Origin of the sequence: Cytobacillus purgationiresistens (assembly GCF_030813235.1) — a bacterium.
Classification (GTDB): Bacteria; Bacillota; Bacilli; order Bacillales; family Cytobacillaceae; genus Cytobacillus; species Cytobacillus purgationiresistens.
Genome location: NZ_JAUSUB010000007.1, coordinates 198,318 through 224,361, shown reverse-complemented (window position 1 = coordinate 224,361; position 26,044 = coordinate 198,318). Strand labels below are relative to the sequence as shown.

Genomic DNA, 26,044 nt, shown 5'->3' with positions numbered 1-26,044 from the left:
TTAATTCACAATCAAAAGTGCAATCTGCTAAAAAGGGTGAAACAAAAGGTTTACCAAGCGAAAGAGTAAAGATAATCATTCTTTTATTCTTACTTGGCTTATTTGAAAATTTAGCGAATCAGAAAAAGGTGTTCTTAGGAATATCGACGAATTAGGAGGCTTTGTCATGTTAGAATTTGATACTAATTTAGATTCATTAGCAACTATAAAGGTAATTGGTGTCGGTGGTGGTGGTAACAACGCCGTTAACCGAATGATTGAACATGGTGTACAAGGTGTAGAGTTTATTGCGGTAAATACTGATGCACAAGCACTGAATCTTTCCAAAGCAGAAGTGAAAATGCAAATTGGCGGCAAGCTAACAAGGGGTCTTGGTGCAGGAGCAAACCCTGAAGTTGGTAAGAAAGCAGCTGAAGAAAGCAAAGAACAAGTTGAAGAGGCTCTAAAAGGAGCTGATATGGTATTTGTCACTGCTGGAATGGGTGGAGGTACTGGTACAGGTGCTGCTCCTGTCATTGCTCAAATCGCTCGTGATTTAGGTGCTTTAACAGTGGGTGTTGTAACACGTCCATTCACTTTTGAAGGCAGAAAACGCTCAACTCAAGCGGCTGGAGGAATAGCATCTATGAAGGATGCAGTGGATACCCTTATTGTTATCCCCAATGATCGTCTATTGGAGATTGTTGATAAGAGCACACCGATGCTTGAAGCTTTCCGTGAAGCAGACAATGTGCTTAGGCAGGGTGTTCAAGGTATTTCTGACTTAATTGCTACCCCTGGATTAATTAACTTGGACTTTGCTGATGTGAAGACAATCATGTCCAATAAAGGATCTGCTCTTATGGGTATTGGTCTTGCTGCAGGTGAAAATCGTGCAGCAGAAGCAGCAAAGAAAGCTATCTCATCTCCATTATTAGAAAAATCAATAGATGGTGCTCAAGGTGTATTGATGAATATCACTGGAGGATCAAATCTAAGTTTATACGAAGTACAAGAAGCAGCTGATATTGTCGCTTCAGCTTCAGATCAAGATGTTAATATGATTTTCGGATCTGTTATTAACGAGGAACTAAAAGATGAAATTGTAGTAACTGTTATTGCTACAGGCTTCAATGAAGAAGTTGTTCAACCGAAACCAACAAGACCTTCCTTCGGTCAAAGTAAATCTCCGGTTAGCGGAGGAACAGGAAAACGTGAGCAAGTAAGAGAAAGAGAAAGAGAAGAGGCTGCATCACAAGAGCTTCCAACGAGAAGCACAAGTAAAGAACAGCCTGAGGATACCCTCGATATCCCAACATTTCTGCGCAATCGCAATCGCAGAAGATAATAAGTGGAAAAAGCTGATGCTTAAAGGACCTGAACCTTTAAGCGTTAGCTTTTTTTGTTTCTCTACTAAATTATAAAGAGTTTTAAACGCCTGTCTTCTTTTTACCAGCCTCGTAATTTATTTTCCTTCTTTAATTTTGATCAAGTCTGCTTCAGTATAGGCAGATTTTTTTCCCTTACAAGAAATATTGACAAAATCCGAATAGAATAGTGAAAATTTCTGCTGTTTTACCAACAGGAAGTGACATCTTTATCTAGCAGGTTGAGCTATACTCTTTTTAACAGAATTTATAAGCAGGATCACAAGTAATGGAATTAATTAGTTCTAACACAAGGGGGAAGAGGGTTGGCCATTTATTTGGATATAATCTGGGCTTTAAACTTTTTGTTTGATAGCCTTCTCCTTTATTTAACAGCCATTCTTCTTAAAAGAGAAATTCGCTTTTGGAGAATTTTAACAGGGGGTTTGATAGGCTCAGTAATTATCATATTATCGATTACGCCAGTTCATTCTTATTCCAGTCATCCCGCGATAAAATTATTATTTTCAATCTTGATGGTGTTATGTGCTTTTGGCTATAAAAGATTGACTTTTTTTTTAAAAGGATTGATGACGTTTTATTTAACGACCTTTTTAATTGGAGGATCTTTAATCGGTGTCCATTACTTTTTGAAATTTGATTATGAACTTACTAGTTCAGTAATGATTGCAAGTGTAAAGGGTTTTGGTGATCCGATTAGCTGGTTGTTTGTTATTATAGGTTTTCCGATTGCCTGGCATCTTTCCAAAAGAAATTTGGAATCAATGGAAATGACAAAAATTCAATATGATTCACTCATAAATGTGGCAATTAAAATAAACGGTGTATCCTATCGCTTTAAAGGGCTTGTCGATAGTGGCAATCAACTATACGATCCCATTTCAAGAATGCCTGTCATGTTTGTTTCAATCAAGAATCATGTGCAGGAGTTTCCCGAAGGCTTGGTGAAAATTGCCTCCAATCCAGATGAAGCGATCCTTGGAAATGACAAAATTCCGCGTGAATGGGAACAGCATATACGGGTCATTCCTTCAAAGGTTGTTGGAAGTGATCATCAACTCATACTAGCGTTAAAGCCTGAAAGCATTCATTTGGAAAAGGGGGATGAAGTGATTCAAGTAGATAAAGGCCTTGTATCACTATCCATGCAGCAATTATCAGCTGATGATGCATTTCAATGTATTGTCCATCCTAAAATGCTCATTGGAACAAAGAAAGTCAGTTAATTAAGTAAGAAAAGCGTAAGCGTCTTGCTCATCGCCGTACAGACGCAGAAGGGCTTGTTCCATCGATAAAGGCAACAAGGTGAGCGTGACCCGAACCGATGTTGACTAATCTTGGTGAATAGACCTGAAGTTTGAAGGGCTATAGGCGCTGGAGCTGGATATTTTTCTAATTGAAAATTTATACTTTCTTATTTTTAAAAAAAGACTTAATAACACTATACTCACTTTAATAAAAATTAGAAGGAGGACATATGTTGAAAAAACTTAAACTTCGCTTATCTTATTATTGGTATAAATTATTAATAAAGCTGGGCTTGAAAACAGACGAGATATACTATATTGGTGGAAGCGAAGCACTACCTCCTCCATTAAGCAAAGAAGAAGAGGAATTATTATTAGTCAAACTGCCAAAAGGTGACAAAGCAGCCCGCTCAATCTTAATTGAAAGAAATTTAAGATTAGTCGTTTATATCGCACGAAAATTTGAGAATACAGGGATAAATATTGAAGATTTAATTAGTATTGGCACGATTGGTTTAATAAAGGCAGTAAATACCTTTAATCCTGAGAAGAAAATTAAACTGGCTACATATGCCTCTCGTTGTATCGAGAATGAAATATTGATGTATTTAAGAAGGAATAATAAAATTCGTTCTGAAGTTTCATTTGATGAACCGCTGAATATTGACTGGGATGGCAATGAGCTGTTGTTATCCGATGTTTTAGGAACAGAGGATGACATCATAACAAAGGATCTCGAGGCAAATGTGGATAAAAAGTTATTGCTCAAGGCTTTACATCAACTATCTGATCGAGAGAAACAGATTATGGAATTACGTTTTGGCCTTGGAGTAGATGAAGAAAAAACACAAAAGGATGTAGCTGATATGTTAGGGATTTCCCAATCATATATATCTCGCCTTGAAAAAAGAATTATTAAAAGATTAAAGAAAGAGTTTAATAAAATGGTGTAATTCTATTCAGGGAAATATTTTTATAAAAAAATATTTTTCTATAAAAAAATCGCTCTATTCCAGTATTCATCATTCTTTATTCTTATAGATGATTTTAGTCATCCAAAGTCATGCATATTTTTCCTCCTGGGGGAGATACTGTTTTTTGTACAGCAGCTCCTGTGAGGAGGGAAATGAATTGACTCGTAATAAAGTTGAAATTTGCGGTGTAGACACATCAAAGCTTCCAGTATTAAAGAACGAAGAAATGAGAGAACTCTTCAAGCAAATGCATAAGGGCGATATATCCGCAAGAGAGAGTCTTGTTAACGGTAATCTTCGACTTGTGTTAAGCGTAATTCAGCGTTTTAACAATAGAGGAGAATTTGTGGATGATCTATTTCAGGTTGGCTGTATCGGTCTCATGAAATCTATTGATAATTTTGATTTAAGTCAAAACGTGAAGTTCTCCACTTATGCTGTTCCGATGATTATTGGCGAAATCAGAAGGTATTTGCGTGATAATAATCCGATAAGAGTTTCGCGGTCGCTGAGGGATATTGCATACAAAGCATTGCAAGTAAGAGAACGCCTTATGAGTAAAACTTCAAAGGAACCTACAGCAGAGGAAATTGCAAAAGAGCTGGATATTCCTCACGAGGAAATTGTCTTTGCCCTAGACGCCATTCAAGATCCAGTCTCTTTATTTGAGCCAATTTATAATGATGGCGGGGACCCGATATTTGTTATGGATCAATTGAGTGATGAGAAAAATAAAGACATTCAATGGATCGAAGAACTTGCTTTAAAAGAAGGTATGAGAAGATTAAATGATCGTGAAAAGCTTATACTCAGAAAGCGCTTCTTCCAAGGTAAAACACAAATGGAGGTAGCTGAGGAAATTGGCATTTCACAAGCGCAAGTTTCACGTCTGGAAAAAGCTGCAATCAAACAAATGAATAAGAATATTCAAAGCTAAGCTGCCATTTATTGGCGGCTTTTTATTATTTATAGCGATTACTTTCATCTCATTATGATTTTTTCTTAAGATTAGTTGTAAACTAACATTTTTACCCCATCTCCTCTCATATATTTTATTAGACTAATTCTAGTGGGAGTGGATGAAATTTGATTCGTATATCTGATTTTCAGATGAAAGATGTAGTCAATGTAGCCGATGGGAAAAAATTAGGAAATGTAGGAGATATAGATATTAATTTAAATAATGGGAAGATTGATGCTGTTATAATCGGGGGTCCTGGAAAAGTGTTGGGCTTCTTTGGTAAGGAAGAAGAGGTAGTCATACCATGGGGGAATATTTTGAAAATTGGCGAAGATGTCATATTGGTCAGATTTAAAGAGCAATCTTTTGAGAAATTTGAAGAAGAGGAAACGGATTCATAGTTATAGCTGTAAACGTCAACATCAATATGGTAAACTAAAGAAAAAAATGGGGATAGAAGAAATGGAACCTTTTGTTTTACAACAGGAAGAATTTTTCACCATTAAGGATTGGCACCAGATACCTGGATTAGTGGCTGGTTTTACAACAAAGCTTGGTGGATCTAGTCAAGGGGTATTCTCCTCTTTGAACATGGGTTTACATGTGCATGATTCCAGTGAGGCTGTATTGAAGAATCGCAGGCAGATTGCAAAGCAGTTAGGCTTTCCTGTAGAGCATTGGGCTGGTGCTGAACAAACCCATGAAATTCATATTGAAAATGTAACAAAGCAGCAAAGAGGAAAAGGCGCGCTGAAATACGAAGAATCCTATAAAGGGACCGATGGTTTTTTTACGCAAGAAAAGGGTATTATGTTGACAATGTGTTATGCTGATTGTATCCCTTTATATTTTTTTCATCCACAATCTAAATCAATTGGTGTGGTTCATGCTGGCTGGAAGGGGTCAGTGAATGGAATTGCTATGAAAATGGTTGACAAATTTAAAGCGGTGCATGTTCCATTAAATGAGATACAGGTAGTCATTGGGCCTGGTATTTGTGAACAATGCTATGTGGTAGATGACAGAGTGATAACACATGTAGATAAACTACTGGAAGATGTCGATGAAAAGCCATATAATTTAAGAGAAGATGGTCAATATCATTTGAACTTAAAGGAACTGAACAGACAAATTCTAATACATGCTGGATTGAATGAAGATAATCTGAAAATGACAAATTATTGCACCAGCTGTCATCATGAATATTTTTTCTCTCATCGCAGAGATGCAGGGAAAACAGGCAGAATGATGAGTTTTATTGGCTGGAAGGAGGATTCATTAAGCTAGATGAGAGTGCAAGAAAACCTAAATATGATAAAAGCAAATATAGACAGCGCATGTGAGAAGGTAAAAAGGGATCCAAAGGATATTAGGATCATTGCAGTGACAAAATACGTATCTATTGATAGAGCTGCTGAAGCGGTTGAAGCTGGGATTTTAGATTTAGGTGAAAACCGGGATGAAGGTCTACAGGCAAAGTGGGATGTGCTAAAGGACAAGCCTACATGGCACTTTATCGGCACTTTGCAGACAAGGAAAGTGAAAAATATCATTGATAAAGTTGATTGTATACATTCACTTGACCGATTGTCATTGGCAAAAGAAATTAATAAAAGAACAGATAAAGTAGTGGATTGCCTCGTCCAGGTAAATGTATCTGGTGAAGAATCCAAACAAGGGATTGATCCAAACGATGCAATAGAGTTTATAAATGCATTGAAACCCTTAACGAATATTCGCGTTATCGGTTTAATGACCATGGCACCTTTTACTTCTGATGAAGAAATCCTGCGTTCAAGCTTCAAAAGGCTCAAAGGATTACAAGAACAAGTGCAATTCTTACGTCTTGCCCACGCTCCATGTAATGAGCTCTCAATGGGGATGTCAAATGATTTCATCATTGCGATTGAAGAAGGAGCAACTATGGTTCGAATCGGTACAGCATTGGTAGGAAATGAGTCGTGAGGAGGCCAGTAATTATATGAGCATTAAATCGAAGTTTAAGACATTCTTCTTTTTGGATGACGAATATGATGATAGAGATGATGAATACATTAAAGAAGAAGAAACATCATCTGAAAAACAGTCCCAAAAACAGCAGCCTGCTCAAAAGCAAAATGTGGTCAGTCTTCAAAGTGTTCAAAAATCTTCAAAGGTTGTTTTGGTTGAACCAAGAGTCTATGCCGAAGCACAGGATATTGCTGATCAGTTGAAGAACAGGAAGGCTGTAGTAGTGAATCTGCAGAGAATTGAAAAGGATCAAGCGAAAAGAATCGTCGACTTTTTAAGTGGAACCGTCTATGCAATCGGTGGGGACATTCAAAAGATTGGCACAGATATTTTCTTATGCACTCCTGAAAATGTCGAGGTTTCAGGGAATATTTCTCAGCTTCTTCAAGATCAGGATATCGAAAACACGAGGTGGTAGTATTTTATGGTAATTATTTTTAATGTAATATTGAATTTGGTTGAGTTTTATTCCTGGGCCCTGATTATTTACATATTATTATCATGGTTTCCGAATGCAAGAGAATCCTCCATTGGCCAATTTTTAGCAAGAATTTGTGAACCTTATTTGGAACCATTTAGAAAGATTGTTCCGCCGCTTGGAATGATTGATATTTCCCCAATCGTAGCAATATTGGTTCTCCGCCTTGCTTCATATGGATTAATTCAAGTGTTTCAATGGCTGGTATAACGGATAAATGGGCTTTAGAAGAGCCCTTTTTTCTATATAGCGCAGGTGAAATGAAAGGGTTATGATATGACAACGATTTATCAGCATTTCAGGTCAGAGGAGAAGGGCTTTATTGATCAAGTTCTAAATTGGAAGGAACAAGTCGAGCAAACCTATGCCCCAAAATTAACTGATTTCCTTGACCCTAGGGAGCAGGAAATTTTGAAGGTGATAATCGGGAAAAATACTGAAGTAAGATGTCAGCTATTTGGCGGTTATCAGGGTGCTGAAAGACAAAGAGCTTTGGTTTATCCTGATTATTATATCCCTGAGGAAGAAGACTATCAGTTAACGTTGTTTGAAGTGGATTATCCGAAGAAGTTTATCAAAATAGAGCATCCGCAAGTATTAGGCAGCCTTATGTCACTTGGCTTAAAACGCAGTAAATTTGGCGACCTTCTTTTCAAAGAAGCGGATATCCAAATGATTGTTTCAAGCGAGATTGCTGACTACTTAAGCATGCAATTAGAATCAATTGGACGAGCTTCAGTGAAGTTAAAGGTGCTTCCTTTGAACGACGCTAGTAGCGTATCAGATCAATGGCAAGAGAGGGTAATCACAGCCACATCTCTGCGCCTAGATACAATAGTTGCTTCGATTTATAATCTTTCCCGACAAAAAGCGCAGACATATATCCAGTCAAAGCTTGTCAAAGTAAATTGGTCGTCGCTTGAAAACCCTGCTTTTGAATGCAGAGAAGGCGATATGATAAGTGTGCGTGGCCAAGGGAGATCCAAAATCATTGTCATAGAAGGGAAAACAAAAAAAGCAAAGTGGAAGGTTGTCGCTGGACTGCAAAAATAATTTACTCTTTGCAGGAATTTAAGAGAACATGTCGAATATATGTTTAACAGAGTACATATTTAAGAACAACTGATCTGGGAGGTGGCATATATGCCATTAACACCGTTAGATATCCATAACAAAGAATTCAGCAAGGGATTCCGCGGCTATGATGAAGATGAAGTCAATGAATTTCTTGACCAGGTAATTAAGGATTATGAAATTATAATCCGTGAAAAAAAGGAATTGGAAGAGCGGCTGAGTGATTTGAATGAAAGAATCAGCCATTTTAATACGATTGAGGAAACATTAAATAAATCCATTGTGGTTGCCCAAGAAGCAGCTGAAGAAGTAAAACGCAACGCGCAAAAAGAAGCAAAGCTTATTATCCGCGAGGCGGAGAAAAATGCCGACCGTATTGTGAATGAATCACTATCAAAGGCACGTAAAATTGCCATAGATATTGAAGATTTGAAGAAGCAATCAAAAGTATTCAGAACTCGGTTTAAAATGCTGATCGAAGCACAACTAGACATGTTAAACAATGATGATTGGGATCATCTTATGGAGTATGAGCTTGATTCAACAGAATTGAAATCTTCTAAAGAAGAAGAGGACTCACTTGCTTGACGAATAGTATTTATATCGCATATAATTTTAAAATAATAATAAATGTATGAAACGTTGATAGGGACAGTAAAATTCTATTTTTACTTATTGACGGATGGATCAATCCAGTCTGTCATTAGCGATTCAGGGATGGTGAAAGCCTGATATAAGTGAAGGATTTGAAAATCACCCTTTAGTTCCTTGATTGAACACCTTTTAGGTTTATAGGTCAAGGCGAGTCATTCACGTTAAGAATGCTTGAGCGGATAGGATTATTTTCTATCTACAAGGGTGGTACCGCGGGAAAATATAAACCTCTCGTCCCTTTTTGGGATGAGAGGTTTTTTATTTTGTATAAAAACAACATATTTTAGGTCATGTCAGGTTCTTTTAATAGGCTGTAATATCATGGATAAATCATATGCTTCTCAGGAATATCTCGAGCGGCTGGTGAACGCCATGTTCTGCCTTATGGATAAGTAGCAACTTGGCTATAATGATAGTGATTTGTAACAGGAGGAATTAGGAATGGATTTTAAAGACACATTATTGATGCCAAAAACAGATTTCCCAATGCGTGGCAATCTCCCAAAAAGAGAGCCAGAGCTTCAAGCGGAGTGGGAAGAAAACAATATGTATGAGAAAGTTCTAAAGCATACAGAAGGACGTCCGAAGTTTATACTTCATGATGGGCCTCCATATGCCAATGGAGATCTTCATATTGGACATGCGTTGAACAAAATCTTAAAGGATTTTATCGGCCGCTATAAATCCATGAGCGGCTATCAAGCACCATATGTCCCAGGCTGGGATACACATGGTCTTCCAATTGAACAAGCACTGACTAATAAAGGGGTAAAACGTAAAGAAATGACTGTTGCTGAATTCCGTAAGCTTTGCGAAGAGTATGCTTATGGGCAAATTGACAGTCAGCGAACACAATTTAAGCGTTTAGGTGTGCGTGGAGATTGGGACAACCCATACATTACATTAAAGCCAGAGTATGAAGCACAGCAAATTAAAGTATTCGGAGAAATGGCGAAAAAAGGTTATATTTACAAAGGTAAAAAACCTGTCTACTGGTCTCCATCATCAGAATCTGCATTAGCTGAGGCTGAAATTGAATATAAAGATAAACGCTCTGCATCTATTTATGTAGGTTTTAAGGTTAAGGACGGAAAAGATGTTCTTGATACCGATGTGCAAATCGTCATTTGGACGACAACACCTTGGACAATGCCGGCTAATATGGGGATTTCCGTACATCCAAAACTAAGCTATGTAGTTGTGAAAGTCGAAGATCACCAGTATCTAATTGCAGAGGATTTACTATCTGCAGTCGCTGAGGAGATCGGCTGGAGCAATCCTGAAATTGTCAAAACAATCAAAGGAAGCGAACTAGAATACGTAGTGGCGGAACATCCGATTTACGGTCGAGATTCACTCGTGATGTTAGGAGAGCATGTAACAACTGATGCGGGGACTGGCTGTGTACATACTGCTCCAGGACATGGGGAAGATGACTTCTATGTTGGCAGCAAATATGGTCTTGACATCCTTTGCCCAGTTGATGATAAAGGAGTCATGACAGATGAGGCACCTGGCTTCGAGGGTCTGTTCTATGATGCGGCTAACAAGCCAATTACTGAGAAGCTGGAAGAAGCTGGAGCCTTATTGAAGCTTTCATTTATCTCTCACTCATACCCACATGATTGGAGAACAAAGAAGCCTGTCATTTTCCGTGCAACGGCTCAATGGTTTGCTTCCATTAAAGATTTCCGTGCAGATTTATTGCAAGCTATTAATGATACAGCGTTTACTCCTGCTTGGGGTGAAACTCGATTATATAATATGGTGCGCGATCGTGGCGATTGGTGTATTTCGCGTCAGCGTGCGTGGGGAGTGCCAATTCCGGTGTTCTACGCAGAAAATGGCGAAGAAATCATCACAGATGAAACAATCAACCATATTTCATCTGTTTTCCGCGAGAATGGTTCAAACATTTGGTTTGAAAGGGAAGCAAAGGAACTTCTACCTGAAGGCTTCACACATCCTGGCAGCCCGAATGGCGAGTTTACAAAGGAAACTGATATTATGGACGTATGGTTCGATTCAGGTTCTTCTCATCAGGCTGTTTTACTTGAAAGAGACGATTTACAACGCCCGGCTGACCTATATTTGGAAGGCTCTGACCAATACAGAGGCTGGTTTAATTCATCACTTTCAACTGGTGTGGCTGTCACAGGCAAAGCACCTTATAAAGGTATTTTAAGTCATGGATTTGTATTAGACGGCGAAGGCAGAAAAATGAGTAAATCAATTGGAAACGTGATTGTTCCTGCTAAAGTAATGAATCAGCTTGGAGCGGATATTCTTCGTCTTTGGGTATCATCTGTCGATTATCAAGCAGACGTTCGTGTCTCAGATGCAATCCTAAAACAAGTAGCAGAAGTATATCGTAAAATCCGCAATACATTCCGATTCTTACTCGGAAACCTTGCAGACTTCAATCCTGCTACAGATGCTGTATCGTTTGATAATTTACGTGAAGTCGATCAATTTATGCTTGTTAAGCTGAATCAATTAATTAAGACATCGCGCAATGCCTATGATAACTATGAGTTTGCAGGAATTTATCATGCAGTAAATAATTTCTGTACTTTAGATTTAAGTTCTTTCTATCTCGATTTTGCAAAAGATATTCTTTATATTGAAGCCAAGGATCATGAGGATCGTCGCGCGATTCAAACGGTTTTATATGAAAGCTTGGTAACATTAACGAAACTTGTTTCACCAATTCTTTCACATACAGCAGATGAAGTATGGCGTTTCATTCCAAATGTGGACGAAGAAAGCGTTCAGCTTACTGATATGCCTGAATTTCAAGAGTTGGCAAATGAGGAAGCACTAGAGGAAAAATGGACAGCATTTATGAAACTTCGCGATAATGTGTTAAAAGCATTAGAAGAAGCAAGGAATGCAAAGGTTATCGGGAAATCCTTAACTGCCAAAGTCACACTTTATGTGGATGACAGTTCTAAGGAGTTACTGGACTCAATTTCTGAAAATCTTCATCAGCTCTTTATTGTTTCTGCATTTGAGGTTGCCGGCAGCCTTAATGAGGCACCAGCAGAAGCGTTAAAATTTGAAAATACAGCAATTGTCGTAACTAAGGCAGAAGGCGACACTTGTGACCGCTGCTGGACTGTTACTCCTGAAGTTGGACAGGTGGATGGCTACGAGAGCCTATGCCCACGCTGTGCGAGCGTAGTAAAGGAAAACTACAGCCACTTAAGCTAATTTAAAAATGAACCTCTCTCATCTCACTGAGAGGGGTTCATTTGTGTTGGATAAGAAAAAAGAAGCAAATCCCTGAAAGAAAATTAATTCTCAAAAAAATAATCATGTACATACGAAGAAGTTATAAAATCAATTTAAATGACGAAGTTATACCCTGTCTCATTATTCATCTTGAAAACAGAAAAATAATTCCTTCTTCACTAAATGTTGTTCTCTCTGTTAAATGTTTGTCCGGGTCATTCAATCGATAAGAGAAATAATAAGGGAAACATCATTTGAAACGGAGGAAAACAACATGGGCGAAAAAGAAATGAAGTTAATTTTCGAGCTCCGTAACACAAGGCAGGAATTACTTGAAAGACTAATGGTGGATAATGGAGATTCGTTCATGAAGGACATTATAATGGCTGAGCTTTTTGATATAGAAGAAACGATTGATAAATTACAAAGTGGTGCATTTGGCACATGTGAAATCTCAGGAGAGTTTCTTCCGCAAGATTTGTTGGAAATGGTTCCGACAATCAAATCTTATGATGACTGTCAGCATCTAAAAAGCTTTTTTAGAAAAGCGATATACCATTAAACTGACCAAAACTATCGTTTTTATTCCGATTATGCTAAAATGCAAAGGTAATCAAATGAATGATGGGGGTTGCCTTTGTGTTTTACTACATAATTGCATTACTAATTATTGCCCTAGACCAATTAACGAAATGGCTGATCGTAAAGAATTATTCTATAGGGGAAAGCGTAACGGTAATTGAAGACTTATTCTATATCACATCCCATCGCAACACTGGAGCAGCATGGGGTATTTTAGAGGGTCAAATGTGGTTTTTTTATATCATTACAGTAGTTGTGATTGTAGGTATTATTTATTACATGCAAACGCAGGCAAAAGGCAAATGGCTTCTTGGTGTGTCGCTGGCATTCGTGCTGGGGGGGGCAATCGGTAATTTTATTGATCGGGTTTTTCGGAAAGAGGTAGTAGATTTCATTAATACTTATCCTTTCGGTTATAATTTCCCAATCTTTAATATTGCAGATTCTGCTCTTTGTATCGGTGTAGCGATGTTGATGATTCAAATGATACTTGAAGAAAGAGAAGCAAAGAAGGAGAAAGTAAATGAACATAGTGGAACAAATCGTCCTTGAAGATCATGCAGGGGATAGAATAGACAAAGTATTAGCTAAAATGAATGCGGAATGGTCCCGTACACAAGCGCAAGCATGGATCAAAGATGGGCATGTCCTTGTTAATGGGCAACCAACTAAGACAAACTATAAGTGTGTTGTGAATGACAAAATTGAGGTCAATATTCCAGAGCCAGAAGAATTAGATGTTGTGGCAGAAGAAATGGATTTGGAAATCTTTTATGAAGATAGCGATGTGCTTGTTGTAAACAAGCCAAAAGGAATGGTGGTTCATCCTGCATCAGGCCATGTGACTGGAACACTTGTAAATGGACTTATGGCTCATTGCAAAGACCTTTCAGGTATAAACGGTGTAATGAGACCTGGAATTGTTCACCGTATTGATAAAGATACTTCTGGCCTATTGATGATCGCCAAAAATGATATGGCGCATGAAAGTCTTGTCAATCAACTCGTGAATAAAACTGTAACAAGAAAATATAAAGCGGTTGTCCATGGGAATATCGCTCATGATTATGGAACAATTGACGCTCCTATCGGGCGTGATCCAAAAGACCGTCAAAGTATGGCAGTCGTGGATAATGGAAAAAACGCCGTTACCCATTTTCATGTTTTGGACAAATTTAAAGATTTCACATTCGTGGAATGTCAACTAGAAACGGGACGCACGCATCAAATTCGCGTTCATATGAAATATATTGGTTTTCCGCTTGCTGGTGATCCAAAATACGGCCCAAGGAAAACGATTGATTTTGGCGGTCAAGCATTACATGCCGGCTTACTTGGGTTTGATCACCCTAGAACTGGAGAGTATATGGAGTTTGAAGCGCCTTTACCACAGGATTTTGAAAGATTAATCACTATTCTGCAAAAATAGGCGTTGACAAAAGCTTTTGCCTGTTTTAAGATTAACTTAGTTGAATAAGTCCTTTAACTACAGTCCCGAGAGGCTGAGAAGGAAACGGTATGAATATTGGTATTTCTATGCCTGTATTCAAAATTAATTACGATCGTTTACCCTCTCATCCATCAGGTGAGAGGGTTTTTTTAGTATATTGCGAGGTGAGAACAATGCCACAAAAAGCCAATGTGTTGGATGAGCAAGCTATACGAAGAGCATTAACTCGAATAGCGCACGAGATTATTGAAAAGAATAAAGGCATTGAGGATTGTGTATTAATTGGAATTAAAACGAGAGGAATTTATTTGGCCAACCGCTTAGCGGAAAAAATCGAGCAAATCGAAGGAGCCCAAGTTGCTGTCGGTGAGATTGATATCACATTATATCGCGATGACCTTACTAAAAAAACGGATAATCAAGAACCATTAGTAAAAGGCTCAGATATCCCAATTGACATTAATGAGAAAAAAGTGATTGTCATTGATGATGTACTTTATACTGGACGAACAGTAAGAGCTGCATTAGATGCTCTAATTGATATCGGGCGACCAGCTTCTATTCAACTGGCAGTGCTTGTTGATCGCGGTCATAGAGAACTGCCGATTCGTGCAGACTTTGTAGGCAAGAACATCCCAACATCCAGCTCTGAAAGAATTGTTGTAGAGCTTAACGAAGTGGATGAATCAGATCAGGTAACAATTTACGAAAAATAGAATAGCCCTTTTTAAATGCAGTCCAGAGAGGCTGACAAAGGGGAGCAGAAGCAATGAGTTGCACCATGCATTGCTGTGCCCTAGCCCCCTTTGTCAACAATGCAAAGAGGGTTTTTTACTTAAAGGGGAGATATACAGCAATGAATAAACCAGTCCTAGACATACATGATCGACCAAATCCGGTCCATTGGCTAACATTAAGCTTGCAGCATTTATTCGCCATGTTTGGCGCAACTATCTTAGTACCATTTTTAGTGGATTTAAGTCCAGCAATCGCATTGATTTCAAGTGGAATCGGAACGCTGGCGTTCCTGATGATTACAAAATGGCAAGTCCCAGCCTATCTGGGCTCATCCTTTGCTTTCATTATACCAATAACAGCAGCGCAAGCAGGCGGCGGTCCTGGTGCAGCAATGATAGGAAGCTTTATCGCAGGTTTGGTATATGGTTTGGTCGCACTAATTATAAAAATGGCAGGCTATCGTTGGATTATGAAACTTCTTCCACCTATCGTCGTCGGACCAGTCATCATCGTCATCGGGTTGGCGCTGTCAGGTACAGCAGTCGGTATGGCAATGAATGACCCGGTGTCAGGAGAATATAGCATGATCCATTTCTCAGCGGCCCTTGTAACATTAGCATCAACGATTCTCTTCTCGGTGTACGCTAGAGGAATGCTTGGAATGGTCCCAATCCTAGCCGGCATCATTATAGGGTATGTTTACTCCCTGTCGATTGGCATTGTCGATTTCTCAATTGTAGCAGCTGCATCCTGGTTTGAAATGCCGGAATTTATCTTCCCTTTCTTAGACTACGATGTACGGGTAACATTGGATTTAGCCCTGTTGATGATTCCGGTCGCAGTGGTTACACTTTCAGAACATATCGGTCATCAGCTTGTCCTTGGTAAGGTAGTTGGCAGAGATTATGTGAAAAACCCTGGTCTTCACCGCTCAATCCTTGGAGACGGTACTGCAACAATGATATCAGCATTAATCGGTGGTCCTCCAAAGACAACATACGGTGAAAACATCGGTGTACTGGCCATCACAAAAATATATAGTGTGTATGTATTAGCTGGAGCAGCAGTTATTGCCATCATTTTCGGCTTTGTTGGTAAAATCACAGCGTTAATCAGCTCGATCCCAACTCCCGTGATGGGAGGCGTATCAATCCTCTTATTCGGAATCATCGCTTCATCTGGATTAAGAATGCTTGTAGATAGCCAGGTGGATTTTGGCAATAACAGAAATTTAGCCATTGCTGCGGTCATCCTTGTTATCGGAATTGGCGGTGCACATATAGAAATTTGGAGATTTAATCTTGAAGGTATGGCACTGGCAGCTATTGCAGGTGTGTTTCTAAACTTAATCCTTCCAGGAAAAGAAGCAAATGAGGATATGATTGAATCTTAATAAAAAAGAATAAAGATAAACGCCTTTTAAAATAAATCCAGAGAGGTTTACAAGGGTGTTGAAGATATAATTAATAAGGGGGCTCTATTCCTCTTATCTAATTATGAAGATTCTAACTTCGACACCTTGGCGGTTTTGCCAAGGTGTTTTTAACATAAGAAAGATAAGTTTTTCAATTAGAGTAATGTCTAGCTCCAGCGCCTACCCCTACCCCCTTGAGGATCTAAGGGCAATCCTCCCAGAAAGGTAAAAAACACCTTTCCGTGAGACTTGTCTTACGCTTGTCGGGGGTAAGCAAGGCGCTTGCGCTTTTCATACAAAGGAGGCGTTTAAGTATGAAGCATTTGCTAACGACAACTGATCTCGCTATAAATGAAATCAACGAAATATTAACAGATGCACAGCATTTCATCGAAGGCGGAACTTGGAATCCTGATAAGAAGATCTTTATTGCGAACCTGTTTTTTGAAAATAGCACACGAACAAAATGCAGCTTTGAAGTAGCAGAAAGACGGCTAGGTCTGGATATCATCCCATTTGAAGTGAGCACGTCCAGTGTATCAAAGGGTGAAACCCTGTACGACACAGTTAAAACGCTAGAGGCCATTGGCGTAAATGCGGTTGTCATCAGACATAGCGAAGATCGTTATTTTGATGAACTGGAAGGGACGACGAACAGTTCAATCATTAATGCAGGTGATGGATGCGGTCATCATCCTACTCAATCCTTGCTTGATCTGCTGACAATTAAACAGGAGTTTGGCCGGTTTGAAGGGTTGAAGATAGCTATAGTTGGGGATATTCGCCACAGTCGCGTTGCGAGGTCAAATGCAGAAGCTCTAACGAGGCTAGGAGCTAAGGTAGTATTCTCGGGGCCGGAAGAGTGGTTTGATAAAGATATGTTGAAAAATGGTGAATATGAACACATCGATCGAGCAGTGAAGTCTGCTGATGTGGTCATGCTTTTACGTATTCAACATGAACGCCACGGAGAGAATAGTGAACATTCAGCAGACCAATATCATCAAGCCTTTGGGTTAACAGAACAAAGGGAAAAAACCATGAAGAAGGATAGCATTATTATGCACCCCGCCCCAGTAAACAGGGGAGTTGAAATTGCGGATAGTTTAGTAGAGTGTGATCGGTCAAGAATATTCAAACAAATGCAAAATGGTGTATTTATTAGAATGGCAGTACTTAAGAGAATATTCAAACATACTGAAGGGAGCGGTAAAGATGTCAATACTCATCAAAAATGGCCAATTGCTTACTAATGAAGGTGAATTGCAGCAAAACGATATTTATATAGAAAAAGGTAAAATCATTGAGATTAGTAAAGAAATCAGCAAGCAAGCAGATGAAGTCATCGATGCGAAGGGATTGCTTATAGCTCCAGGATTGATTGATCTCCACGTTCATTTGCGTGAACCTGGCGGAGAAAAGAAAGAAACCATTGCTACAGGTACATTAGCAGCAGCAAAAGGCGGATTTACAACCGTTGCAGCAATGCCTAATACACGACCGGTGCCAGACACGCAGGAACAGATGGAAAAGTTACATAATCGAATTAATGAAACAGGCGTGGTTAAGGTGCTTCCATATGCCTCAATAACCGTACGTGAAGCAGGTAAAGAACTAACAGATTTTAAAGCTTTAAAAGAAGCGGGTGCATTTGCATTCACAGATGATGGCGTAGGCGTGCAATCAGCAGATATGATGCTGCAAGCGATGAGAAGAGCAGCAGAGGCTGATATGGCCATTGTCGCTCATTGTGAGGAAAACACATTGATTAATAAAGGCTCTGTCCATGAGGGGAAGTTTTCACAAGTGAATGGCATTGGTGGTATTCCGTCCGTTTGTGAATCCGTCCATATAGCTAGAGATGTGTTATTAGCTGAGGCTGCGAACTGCCACTATCATGTATGTCATATTAGTACAAAGGAATCTGTGAGGGTCGTCAGAGACGCGAAGCGTGCAGGCATCAAAGTTACAGCTGAGGTCACTCCACATCATCTGCTGTTATGTGAAGATGACATTCCAGGAATGGATACTAATTATAAAATGAATCCGCCGCTTAGAGGTGCTTCTGATAAAGCTGCTTTAATTGAAGGGCTGCTTGATGGAACGATCGATTTTATTGCAACAGACCACGCGCCACATACTGCAGAAGATAAGAGTGAAGGTATGCAGCTCTCACCTTTCGGAATTGTAGGATTAGAAACAGCGTTCCCGCTCCTTTATACACACTTTGTTGATACAGGCATCATTTCATTAAAGCAGTTGATTGATTACTTAACAATCAAACCTGCACAAGCCTTCGGACTTTCAAATGGAGTGATTGAAGCAGGAGCAGACGCAGATATCGTCTTAATAGATTTGAAGCAACAGGAAAAAATTGATCCGCAAAACTTCTTATCAAAGGGTAAAAATACTCCATTTACGAGTTGGGAATGTAAAGGCTGGCCAGTTCTTACGATAGTAGATGGAAAGATTGCATGGCATAAAGGGAGTGTGACAGCATGAAAAAACAATTGATTCTTGAAGATGGAACAGTGTTTATTGGTGAAGGATTTGGCAGTGACAAATATTCAATTGGTGAAGTCGTGTTTAATACAGGGATGACAGGCTATCAGGAAATCCTGTCTGATCCTTCTTACTGCGGACAAATCGTCACACTGACCTATCCGCTCGTAGGAAACTATGGGATTAACCGAGATGATTTTGAATCAATCAAACCGGCAATTCAAGGGTTCATTGTTAAGGAAGCGGCAGAATTTCCTTCTAACTGGAGAAGTGAACAATCACTTCATGATTACTTCCAAATTCATAATATTCCTGGAATTGCAGGAATCGACACAAGAAAATTAACAAGGATCATTCGCCAGCATGGAACTTTAAAAGGTGCCATTTGCAGCATTGAAGAGAATGTGGATGACATCTTAGAAAAATTACGCGCAACAAAGCTGCGGAATGATCAAGTCAAACAAGTCTCAACAAAAACCCCTTATCCAAGCCCAGGCAGAGGTCGGAGAGTGGTGCTGGTAGACTTCGGTATGAAACATGGCATTTTGAGAGAGCTCAATAAAAGAGACTGCGACGTAATTGTGGTGCCTTACAATACAAGTGCGCAAGAAATATTGAATTTAAGCCCTGATGGTGTCATGTTATCAAATGGTCCTGGGGATCCAAAGGATGTATCGGAAGCCATTGAAATGATTAAAGAATTACTCGGGAAAGTGCCTTTGTTCGGAATTTGCCTTGGTCATCAGCTCTTTGCCCTTGCATGTGGGGCCAATACAGAAAGACTAAAGTTCGGTCATAGGGGATCCAACCATCCAGTAAAGGATTTACAAATAGGAAAAGTGGCAATAACTTCACAAAATCATGGTTATTCAGTGGAAGAGGCATCAATTAAAAATACTAGTCTTGAAGTGACTCATATCGCATTAAATGATGGAACAATTGAAGGATTAAAGCATAAAGAGTATCCAGCTTTTACTGTACAGTATCATCCAGAAGCTTCACCCGGACCAGAAGACGCTAACGGATTATTTGAGCAATTTTTACAGCTGATTGAATCTCATGAACAGGAAGGTGCATGCACATGTCAAAACGTACAGATATAAAAAGTATTTTAGTCATCGGTTCCGGTCCCATTGTAATCGGTCAGGCAGCAGAATTTGATTATGCAGGAACACAGGCATGCATCGCGTTAAAAGAAGAAGGATACCGCGTTGTTCTTATTAACTCGAACCCAGCAACCATCATGACAGATACAGAAATTGCTGATGCAGTGTATATAGAGCCGCTAACATTAGAATTTGTAAGTAAAATCATTAGAAAAGAACGCCCAGATGCACTTGTGCCAACCTTGGGAGGGCAAACAGGACTCAATCTAGCGGTGGAGCTTGCAAAGTCAGGTGTTCTGGAAGAATGTGGTGTTGAAATACTGGGAACAAAGCTATCAGCAATAGAACAGGCTGAGGATCGTGACCTTTTCAGAAACTTAATGAATGAGCTTGGAGAACCTGTCCCGGATAGTGAAATCATCCATAATATAGAAGAGGCAGAAGCTTTCGTTCAATTGGTAGGCTACCCAGTCATTGTACGTCCAGCCTTCACTTTAGGCGGAACAGGTGGAGGGATTTGCAACGATGAAGAAGAATTACTCGAGATCGTAACGAGCGGATTAAAGCATAGTCCAGTCACACAATGCTTGCTTGAAAAAAGCATTGCTGGTTTCAAAGAGATAGAATACGAGGTTATGAGAGATTCGAATGACAATGCAATTGTAGTATGTAACATGGAAAATATCGATCCTGTCGGAGTTCATACGGGTGATTCCATCGTAGTTGCTCCAAGCCAAACTTTGAGTGACCGTGAATATCAAATGTTAAGAAATACATCTTTGAAAATCATTCGTGCATTGGGAATTGAAGGTGGATGTAATGTCCAGTTAGCCCTTGATCCTGATAGCTTCCAATACTATATCATCGAGGTCAACCCTCGTGTTAGCCGTTCGTCTGCGCTTGCATCAAAAGCGACTGGCTATCCAATTGCTAAGCTTGCAGCTAAAATCGCTGTTGGATTGACGCTTGATGAAATGATGAACCCTGTAACGGGAAAAACCTATGCAAGCTTCGAACCAGCCCTTGACTATATCGTAACGAAAATTCCTCGCTGGCCGTTCGATAAATTTGAGTCTGCCAATCGTTCTCTAGGAACACAAATGAAGGCGACTGGTGAAGTAATGGCCATCGGAAGAACATTTGAAGAATCAATCTTAAAAGCGGTACGATCACTTGAAGCGAATGTTTATCATTTATCCTTACAGGATGCTAATGAAATCGATGATGCACTACTGGAAAAAAGAATACGAAAAGCGGGCGATGAGCGCTTGTTCTACATCGGTGAGGCATTAAGAAGAGGAATCACAATTGAAACCATTCATGAATGGAGCAAAATCGACCTTTTCTTCCTTTACAAGTTTAATAAAATCGTAGCCTTAGAAAATGAGATAAAGGAAAATACCTTCTGTGCAGAAACAGTCAAAAAAGCAAAGCAATTTGGTTACGCAGATTCAACTTTAGCAAATCTTTGGAATACAACGGAATCAAAGGTATACGACTTTAGAAAAGAAAACAGCATTGTCCCAGTTTATAAAATGGTTGATACATGCGCTGCAGAATTTGAATCAGAAACACCATATTATTATGGTACGTATGAAGAGGAAAATGAATCAATCGTAACCGATATAAAAAGTGTGGTTGTCCTAGGGTCTGGTCCAATTAGAATTGGGCAAGGAGTAGAATTTGATTATTCTACAGTTCATGCAGTGTGGGCAATTAAAGAAGCAGGTTATGAAGCAATCATCATCAATAATAACCCTGAAACAGTGTCAACAGACTTCAGCATTTCTGACAAGCTTTATTTTGAACCATTAACGATTGAAGATGTGATGCATATTATCGACTTGGAAAAGCCTGAAGGGGTTGTCGTACAGTTCGGTGGGCAAACAGCGATTAACTTAGCAAGTGCCCTTGTTGAAAAAGGCGTAAAGATCCTTGGGACATCGCTGGAAAATCTAGATCGAGCAGAGGATAGGGATAAATTTGAACATGCGTTGCATGATCTTGATATCCCGATGCCGAAAGGGAAAACAGCTTTATCTGTAGAACAAGCGGTGAAAATTGCTAGTAATATCGGCTACCCGGTTCTTGTTCGGCCGTCCTATGTCCTTGGCGGAAGAGCAATGGAAATCGTTTATAAAGAAGATGAGCTTCTTCACTACATGAAAAATGCGGTAAAAGTAAATCCAGAACATCCAGTCTTAATTGACCGCTACTTAACAGGTAAAGAAATTGAAGTCGACGCGATCTGCGATGGAGAAACAGTTGTCATTCCGGGAATAATGGAGCATATCGAAAGGGCTGGAGTCCATTCCGGGGATTCAATTGCAGTGTACCCACCACAAAATATTAGCGAACAAGTGAAAGAGAAGCTGATTGAATATACAGAGAAAATGGCAAAGGGCTTAGGTATTATTGGATTGTTGAATATCCAATATGTTGTTGCTAAAGGAGATGTCTTTGTTCTCGAAGTGAATCCAAGATCAAGTCGTACAGTACCATTCTTGAGTAAAATTACGAATGTGCCCATGGCGAAAATTGCAACAAAAGTCATTCTTGGCCAGTCTCTTAAGGAGCAAGGCTATGAATCAGGCTTGGTTCCCGAAAAGAAAGGTGTTTTCGTAAAGGTCCCAGTCTTCTCCTTCGCCAAGCTAAGAAGAGTGGATATTACACTCGGACCAGAAATGAAATCAACTGGAGAAGTGATGGGCAAGGATACCACATTGGAAAAGGCGCTATATAAAGGTCTTGTTGCATCTGGCATTACCATCCATAAATTCGGTACTGTGTTAATGACGGTTGCAGACAAGGATAAGGAAGAAGCATTGGAGCTTGCTAAAAGATTCGTATCAATCGGATACCGTCTAATGGCAACAAGCGGTACTGCTGAATTCCTTCAAGCAGCAGGCATACCAGTAGAGGTGACAAATAAAATCGGGTCTGAAGGTCCAAACCTGATTGACGTCATTCGCAACGGCCAAGCACAAATCGTCATCAATACTCTAACTAAAGGCAAACAACCGGCAAGGGATGGTTTCAGAATACGTCGTGAATCTGTTGAGAATGGTGTACCATGCCTTACTTCATTAGATACAGCAGCAGCGATTCTGCAAGTGATTGAATCAATGAACTTCTCAGCAGATGCAATGGAGAAATCAGCATATGTCGAGGAGGAGGTATTCGCATGATCAAACAAGAAATGTGTGAGGTCATCTCACAATCACAAATTGCATCTCATATATACAAGCTCACCCTTAGAGGCGGGCTTGTCCATGAGATGGATGAACCCGGCCAATTTGTTCACTTGAAAATTGCTGAACAAATGGATCCCATTTTGAGAAGACCGATCAGCATTGCTGAAATTGATCATAAGCATAGCGAATTTACAATGATTTATCGAGCGGAAGGCAAAGGAACGAAACTTTTGGCTAACAAAAAGCAAGGTGATGTCATTGATGTGCTTGGTCCGCTAGGACATGGATTCCCGATTGCAGCGACAGAGAAAGGCGAGACCGCTCTCTTAGTCGGAGGCGGAATTGGCGTACCCCCATTATTTGAACTATCAAAACAGCTTGTAAAAAAAGGAGTAAAGGTCGTTCATGTTTTAGGGTTTCAAGCAAGTGAAGCCGTATTTTATGAAAAAGAGTTTACTACCCTTGGAACAACGTATGTAGCGACAGTTGATGGCAGTTATGGCTCAAAAGGGTTTGTGACTGACATCATCGGCGATAATAAGCTTTCATTTGATGTACTTTATACATGTGGACCTACACCAATGTTAAAAGCACTTGAACAGAAATATATTGATAAGGAAGTTTATTTGTCACTTGAGGAACGGATGGGTTGCGGAATTGGGGCATGCTTTGCATGTGTATGCCATACAGGTGATGATCCGCAAGGCCATTCATACAAAAAAGTATGCAGTGATGGGCCAGTCTTTAGAGCGGGGGAGGTAGTATTATGAGCCATTCATTAGAAATTAGCCTTCCTGGGTTAAATTTAAAAAATCCAATCATGCCAGCTTCCGGTTGCTTTGGCTTCGGAAGAGAATTCAGCCAACTTTACGATTTAAGTGAGTTGGGTGCAATCATGATAAAAGCGACCACTTTAGAACCGCGATTTGGCAACCCAACACCCCGAGTAGCAGAGACGACAGCAGGGATGCTGAATGCAATTGGGTTGCAGAACCCTGGTCTTGATAAAGTCATGAGCGAAGAGCTAGCATGGTTGGAACAATATGATGTACCGGTCATTGCCAATGTCGCAGGCTCGATCGAAGAGGATTATATCGCAGTTGCGAAGGAGCTATCTAAAGCAAAAAATGTTCATGCATTAGAGCTGAATATCTCATGTCCAAATGTAAAAACAGGCGGAATAGCTTTTGGTACCATTCCTGAAGTGGCAAAGGACTTAACTAGAAAAGTTAAAAATGTTTCTGAAGTCCCTGTCTATGTGAAGCTTTCACCGAATGTGACTAATATCGTCGAAATGGCTAAAGCGGTAGAGGACGGCGGAGCAGACGGCTTAACGATGATCAACACGCTTGTTGGCATGCGCATCGACATCAATACAGGTGTACCGGTGATAGCGAATAAAACTGGTGGCTTGTCAGGTCCAGCAATCAAGCCGGTGGCAATTAGGATGATTCATGAAGTCAGTCAGCAAGTGTCGATTCCCATTATCGGGATGGGCGGGGTCCAGTCAGCTGAGGATGTAATTGAGTATTATTACGCTGGTGCAAGTGCGGTAGCAGTAGGTACAGCGAACTTCGTCGATCCATTTATCTGTCCAAAAATCATCAAAGAGCTTCCAGATTTGCTTAATCGCTTAGGATTTGATCACATTTCTGAATGTACAGGAAGGAGCTGGAAGAAGCATGAACAACTCGTTCATCATCGCGCTTGATTTTCCCGACAAAAAAGGTGTTACTCAATTTTTACAGCCATTTGAGAATGAAAAGTTATTTTTAAAAGTAGGGATGGAGTTATATTATCAAGAAGGACCGCAAATGATTCTAGACTTAAAGTCACAAGGTCATCAAATTTTTCTTGATTTGAAACTCCACGATATACCAAACACAGTAAAGAGTGCAATGAAAGGTCTTGCTCGCTTGGAATGTGACCTCGTTAATGTTCATGCAGCAGGTGGAGCGGAGATGATGTCTGCAGCCCTTGAAGGACTGGAGCAAGGAACGGCAACTGGGAAGAAGCGTCCTTTATGTATCGGTGTCACTCAACTGACAAGTACATCTGAAGAGCAAATGCAAGCAGAGCAGCTGATTCAAGTGCCTCTGCAGGAATCGGTATTGCACTATGCATCATTGTCGAAACAGGCTGGCCTTGATGGGGTTGTATGTTCACCTTTTGAAGCAAGAGATATTCGTGAGCAGTGTGGTTCCTCATTCTTAACAGTCACTCCGGGTATCAGGCTATCCACAGATGATATACAAGATCAAAAAAGAGCAGCAACACCAGATTTTGCAAGAGAAGAAGGCGTTTCAGCTATCGTTGTCGGACGCTCAATTACCAGAGCTGAGGATTCTGCAGTTGCCTATCACCATATTAAACAACTTTGGGAGGGTGTAAGATTATGAGAAAAAGAATTGCAGAGAGTCTATTAAATATACAAGCTGTTGCCTTAAACCCGAAAGATCCGTTTACTTGGTCTTCTGGTTTGCGCTCTCCGATTTATTGTGATAATCGTTTAACACTGTCATTCCCTGCTGTAAGAAAGGACATTGCAGCTGGGTTGAAAACATTGATTGAGGAGCATTATCCAGAGGCGGAGATTATCGCTGGTACTGCAACAGCAGGGATCCCGCACGCAGCTTGGGTGAGTGACTTATTGGAATTGCCGATGTGCTATGTACGCTCAAAAGCGAAGGGCCATGGTAAAGGGAAACAAATCGAAGGCAAGGCTGATAAAGGGAAAAAGGTAGTAATTGTAGAAGATCTCATCTCTACCGGCGGAAGTGCCATCACAGCCGCTAAAGCATTAAGGGAAGCAGGATGTGAAGTGCTCGGCGTTGTGGCTATCTTTACCTACCAACTAGAAAAAGGGCAAAAGATGCTTGAAGAAGCTCAAGTATGCGCACATGCCTTATCTGATTTTGATGCCTTAACAGAAGTAGCTAAAGAAAAAGGTTTCATTGAAGAGTCTGATATTGCAGCATTGACCGAATGGCGAAAGGACCCGGCTGATTGGGGAAAGTCATTTGTATAAAGAGAAAAGATTAATTTTACATACCACAGTG

The 26,044-nt window shown here is 39.9% G+C and carries 25 protein-coding genes and 1 other annotated feature; all 25 genes read left to right on the top strand.

The genetic code is table 11. The features are described 5' to 3' along the window. The first annotated feature begins 166 nt into the window (after positions 1-166). The 25 genes from ftsZ to pyrE all read left to right on the top strand — a co-directional run bounded on the left by ftsZ (position 167) and on the right by pyrE (position 26,013). Positions 167-1,327 carry a cell division protein FtsZ gene (gene ftsZ / locus J2S17_RS10730; RefSeq protein WP_307474635.1) on the top strand — a complete coding sequence of 387 codons (1,161 nt, stop codon included), beginning with the start codon at positions 167-169 and terminating at the stop codon, positions 1,325-1,327. A 345-nt stretch (positions 1,328-1,672) separates the two neighbouring features. Next, positions 1,673-2,593 (top strand): sigma-E processing peptidase SpoIIGA, encoded by a 921-nt coding sequence (gene spoIIGA / locus J2S17_RS10725; protein ID WP_307474633.1) that lies wholly within the window; start codon positions 1,673-1,675, stop codon positions 2,591-2,593. Positions 2,594-2,847: 254 nt separating this feature from the next. Further along, the gene (gene sigE, locus J2S17_RS10720; protein WP_307474631.1) at positions 2,848-3,567 is read left to right on the top strand and encodes an RNA polymerase sporulation sigma factor SigE; all 720 of its coding nucleotides are present in this window, start codon (positions 2,848-2,850) and stop codon (positions 3,565-3,567) included. Positions 3,568-3,745: 178 nt separating this feature from the next. Continuing rightward, the gene (sigG, locus tag J2S17_RS10715) at positions 3,746-4,525 is read left to right on the top strand and encodes an RNA polymerase sporulation sigma factor SigG (protein ID WP_307474629.1); all 780 of its coding nucleotides are present in this window, start codon (positions 3,746-3,748) and stop codon (positions 4,523-4,525) included. Positions 4,526-4,674: 149 nt separating this feature from the next. Beyond that, complete coding sequence (locus J2S17_RS10710; protein ID WP_307474627.1) at positions 4,675-4,950, top strand: YlmC/YmxH family sporulation protein; 276 nt, start codon at positions 4,675-4,677, stop codon at positions 4,948-4,950. Between the two features lie 61 nt (positions 4,951-5,011). After that, positions 5,012-5,836, top strand: a complete 825-nt coding sequence (gene pgeF, locus J2S17_RS10705) for a peptidoglycan editing factor PgeF (protein WP_307474626.1) — start codon at positions 5,012-5,014, stop codon at positions 5,834-5,836. Next, positions 5,837-6,514 carry a YggS family pyridoxal phosphate-dependent enzyme gene (locus J2S17_RS10700; protein ID WP_307474624.1) on the top strand — a complete coding sequence of 226 codons (678 nt, stop codon included), beginning with the start codon at positions 5,837-5,839 and terminating at the stop codon, positions 6,512-6,514. 16 nt (positions 6,515-6,530) lie between these two features. Beyond that, entirely contained in the window at positions 6,531-6,977 is a 447-nt protein-coding gene (locus J2S17_RS10695) for a cell division protein SepF (RefSeq protein ID WP_307474623.1), read from the top strand. 6 nt (positions 6,978-6,983) lie between these two features. After that, entirely contained in the window at positions 6,984-7,247 is a 264-nt protein-coding gene (locus tag J2S17_RS10690) for a YggT family protein (protein ID WP_307474621.1), read from the top strand. 66 nt (positions 7,248-7,313) lie between these two features. Continuing rightward, on the top strand, positions 7,314-8,090 hold the full coding sequence (locus tag J2S17_RS10685; RefSeq protein ID WP_307474619.1) for a YlmH family RNA-binding protein: 777 nt from the start codon (positions 7,314-7,316) through the stop codon (positions 8,088-8,090). A 90-nt stretch (positions 8,091-8,180) separates the two neighbouring features. Next, complete coding sequence (locus J2S17_RS10680) at positions 8,181-8,699, top strand: DivIVA domain-containing protein (RefSeq protein WP_307474617.1); 519 nt, start codon at positions 8,181-8,183, stop codon at positions 8,697-8,699. Positions 8,700-8,744: 45 nt separating this feature from the next. After that, positions 8,745-9,007: a binding site (T-box leader), on the top strand. 199 nt (positions 9,008-9,206) lie between these two features. Next, entirely contained in the window at positions 9,207-11,978 is a 2,772-nt protein-coding gene (ileS, locus tag J2S17_RS10675) for an isoleucine--tRNA ligase (protein WP_307474615.1), read from the top strand. A gap of 295 nt (positions 11,979-12,273) precedes the next feature. Further along, positions 12,274-12,561 carry a hypothetical protein gene (locus tag J2S17_RS10670; RefSeq protein ID WP_307474613.1) on the top strand — a complete coding sequence of 96 codons (288 nt, stop codon included), beginning with the start codon at positions 12,274-12,276 and terminating at the stop codon, positions 12,559-12,561. 77 nt (positions 12,562-12,638) lie between these two features. After that, complete coding sequence (gene lspA / locus J2S17_RS10665) at positions 12,639-13,133, top strand: signal peptidase II (RefSeq protein WP_307474612.1); 495 nt, start codon at positions 12,639-12,641, stop codon at positions 13,131-13,133. Beyond that, positions 13,105-14,010, top strand: a complete 906-nt coding sequence (locus tag J2S17_RS10660) for an RluA family pseudouridine synthase (RefSeq protein ID WP_307474611.1) — start codon at positions 13,105-13,107, stop codon at positions 14,008-14,010. The genes lspA and J2S17_RS10660 overlap by 29 nt, the downstream gene beginning before the upstream one ends. Before the next feature lie 194 nt (positions 14,011-14,204). Then, the gene (gene pyrR, locus J2S17_RS10655; protein ID WP_307474685.1) at positions 14,205-14,747 is read left to right on the top strand and encodes a bifunctional pyr operon transcriptional regulator/uracil phosphoribosyltransferase PyrR; all 543 of its coding nucleotides are present in this window, start codon (positions 14,205-14,207) and stop codon (positions 14,745-14,747) included. A gap of 140 nt (positions 14,748-14,887) precedes the next feature. Continuing rightward, the gene (locus tag J2S17_RS10650) at positions 14,888-16,162 is read left to right on the top strand and encodes a solute carrier family 23 protein (protein ID WP_307474609.1); all 1,275 of its coding nucleotides are present in this window, start codon (positions 14,888-14,890) and stop codon (positions 16,160-16,162) included. Between the two features lie 335 nt (positions 16,163-16,497). Next, positions 16,498-17,436, top strand: a complete 939-nt coding sequence (locus tag J2S17_RS10645) for an aspartate carbamoyltransferase catalytic subunit (protein ID WP_307474607.1) — start codon at positions 16,498-16,500, stop codon at positions 17,434-17,436. Next, positions 17,399-18,685, top strand: a complete 1,287-nt coding sequence (gene pyrC / locus J2S17_RS10640) for a dihydroorotase (protein ID WP_307474606.1) — start codon at positions 17,399-17,401, stop codon at positions 18,683-18,685. Before J2S17_RS10645 ends, pyrC begins: the two co-directional genes overlap by 38 nt. Then, positions 18,682-19,788 carry a carbamoyl phosphate synthase small subunit gene (locus tag J2S17_RS10635; RefSeq protein ID WP_307474604.1) on the top strand — a complete coding sequence of 369 codons (1,107 nt, stop codon included), beginning with the start codon at positions 18,682-18,684 and terminating at the stop codon, positions 19,786-19,788. The genes pyrC and J2S17_RS10635 overlap by 4 nt, the downstream gene beginning before the upstream one ends. Next, positions 19,767-22,979, top strand: a complete 3,213-nt coding sequence (gene carB, locus J2S17_RS10630; protein ID WP_307474602.1) for a carbamoyl-phosphate synthase large subunit — start codon at positions 19,767-19,769, stop codon at positions 22,977-22,979. Before J2S17_RS10635 ends, carB begins: the two co-directional genes overlap by 22 nt. Then, positions 22,976-23,755 carry a dihydroorotate dehydrogenase electron transfer subunit gene (locus tag J2S17_RS10625; RefSeq protein ID WP_307474600.1) on the top strand — a complete coding sequence of 260 codons (780 nt, stop codon included), beginning with the start codon at positions 22,976-22,978 and terminating at the stop codon, positions 23,753-23,755. The genes carB and J2S17_RS10625 overlap by 4 nt, the downstream gene beginning before the upstream one ends. After that, on the top strand, positions 23,752-24,696 hold the full coding sequence (locus J2S17_RS10620) for a dihydroorotate dehydrogenase (protein ID WP_307474598.1): 945 nt from the start codon (positions 23,752-23,754) through the stop codon (positions 24,694-24,696). Before J2S17_RS10625 ends, J2S17_RS10620 begins: the two co-directional genes overlap by 4 nt. Next, positions 24,668-25,384: an orotidine-5'-phosphate decarboxylase gene (gene pyrF / locus J2S17_RS10615; RefSeq protein ID WP_307474596.1), complete on the top strand. Its 717-nt coding sequence runs from the start codon at positions 24,668-24,670 to the stop codon at positions 25,382-25,384. Before J2S17_RS10620 ends, pyrF begins: the two co-directional genes overlap by 29 nt. Then, positions 25,381-26,013, top strand: coding sequence for an orotate phosphoribosyltransferase (pyrE, locus tag J2S17_RS10610; RefSeq protein ID WP_307474594.1), 633 nt, complete (start codon positions 25,381-25,383; stop codon positions 26,011-26,013). The genes pyrF and pyrE overlap by 4 nt, the downstream gene beginning before the upstream one ends. Positions 26,014-26,044 lie beyond the last annotated feature (31 nt).

What these genes read in the sequence shown, in the direction of transcription:
- pyrE (WP_307474594.1), top strand. Translation starts at nt 25,381, where the DNA reads ATGAGAAAAAGAATTGCAGAGAGTCTATTAAATATACAAGCTGTTGCC.
- pyrF (WP_307474596.1), top strand. Translation starts at nt 24,668, where the DNA reads ATGAACAACTCGTTCATCATCGCGCTTGATTTTCCCGACAAAAAAGGT.
- J2S17_RS10680 (WP_307474617.1), top strand. Translation starts at nt 8,181, where the DNA reads ATGCCATTAACACCGTTAGATATCCATAACAAAGAATTCAGCAAGGGA.
- pyrR (WP_307474685.1), top strand. Translation starts at nt 14,205, where the DNA reads ATGCCACAAAAAGCCAATGTGTTGGATGAGCAAGCTATACGAAGAGCA.
- pyrC (WP_307474606.1), top strand. Translation starts at nt 17,399, where the DNA reads ATGTCAATACTCATCAAAAATGGCCAATTGCTTACTAATGAAGGTGAA.
- J2S17_RS10620 (WP_307474598.1), top strand. Translation starts at nt 23,752, where the DNA reads ATGAGCCATTCATTAGAAATTAGCCTTCCTGGGTTAAATTTAAAAAAT.
- J2S17_RS10695 (WP_307474623.1), top strand. Translation starts at nt 6,531, where the DNA reads ATGAGCATTAAATCGAAGTTTAAGACATTCTTCTTTTTGGATGACGAA.
- J2S17_RS10670 (WP_307474613.1), top strand. Translation starts at nt 12,274, where the DNA reads ATGGGCGAAAAAGAAATGAAGTTAATTTTCGAGCTCCGTAACACAAGG.
- J2S17_RS10625 (WP_307474600.1), top strand. Translation starts at nt 22,976, where the DNA reads ATGATCAAACAAGAAATGTGTGAGGTCATCTCACAATCACAAATTGCA.
- J2S17_RS10650 (WP_307474609.1), top strand. Translation starts at nt 14,888, where the DNA reads ATGAATAAACCAGTCCTAGACATACATGATCGACCAAATCCGGTCCAT.
- J2S17_RS10685 (WP_307474619.1), top strand. Translation starts at nt 7,314, where the DNA reads ATGACAACGATTTATCAGCATTTCAGGTCAGAGGAGAAGGGCTTTATT.
- pgeF (WP_307474626.1), top strand. Translation starts at nt 5,012, where the DNA reads ATGGAACCTTTTGTTTTACAACAGGAAGAATTTTTCACCATTAAGGAT.
- J2S17_RS10660 (WP_307474611.1), top strand. Translation starts at nt 13,105, where the DNA reads ATGAACATAGTGGAACAAATCGTCCTTGAAGATCATGCAGGGGATAGA.
- J2S17_RS10635 (WP_307474604.1), top strand. Translation starts at nt 18,682, where the DNA reads ATGAAAAAACAATTGATTCTTGAAGATGGAACAGTGTTTATTGGTGAA.
- ftsZ (WP_307474635.1), top strand. Translation starts at nt 167, where the DNA reads ATGTTAGAATTTGATACTAATTTAGATTCATTAGCAACTATAAAGGTA.
- J2S17_RS10700 (WP_307474624.1), top strand. Translation starts at nt 5,837, where the DNA reads ATGAGAGTGCAAGAAAACCTAAATATGATAAAAGCAAATATAGACAGC.
- carB (WP_307474602.1), top strand. Translation starts at nt 19,767, where the DNA reads ATGTCAAAACGTACAGATATAAAAAGTATTTTAGTCATCGGTTCCGGT.
- J2S17_RS10690 (WP_307474621.1), top strand. Translation starts at nt 6,984, where the DNA reads ATGGTAATTATTTTTAATGTAATATTGAATTTGGTTGAGTTTTATTCC.
- J2S17_RS10645 (WP_307474607.1), top strand. Translation starts at nt 16,498, where the DNA reads ATGAAGCATTTGCTAACGACAACTGATCTCGCTATAAATGAAATCAAC.
- ileS (WP_307474615.1), top strand. Translation starts at nt 9,207, where the DNA reads ATGGATTTTAAAGACACATTATTGATGCCAAAAACAGATTTCCCAATG.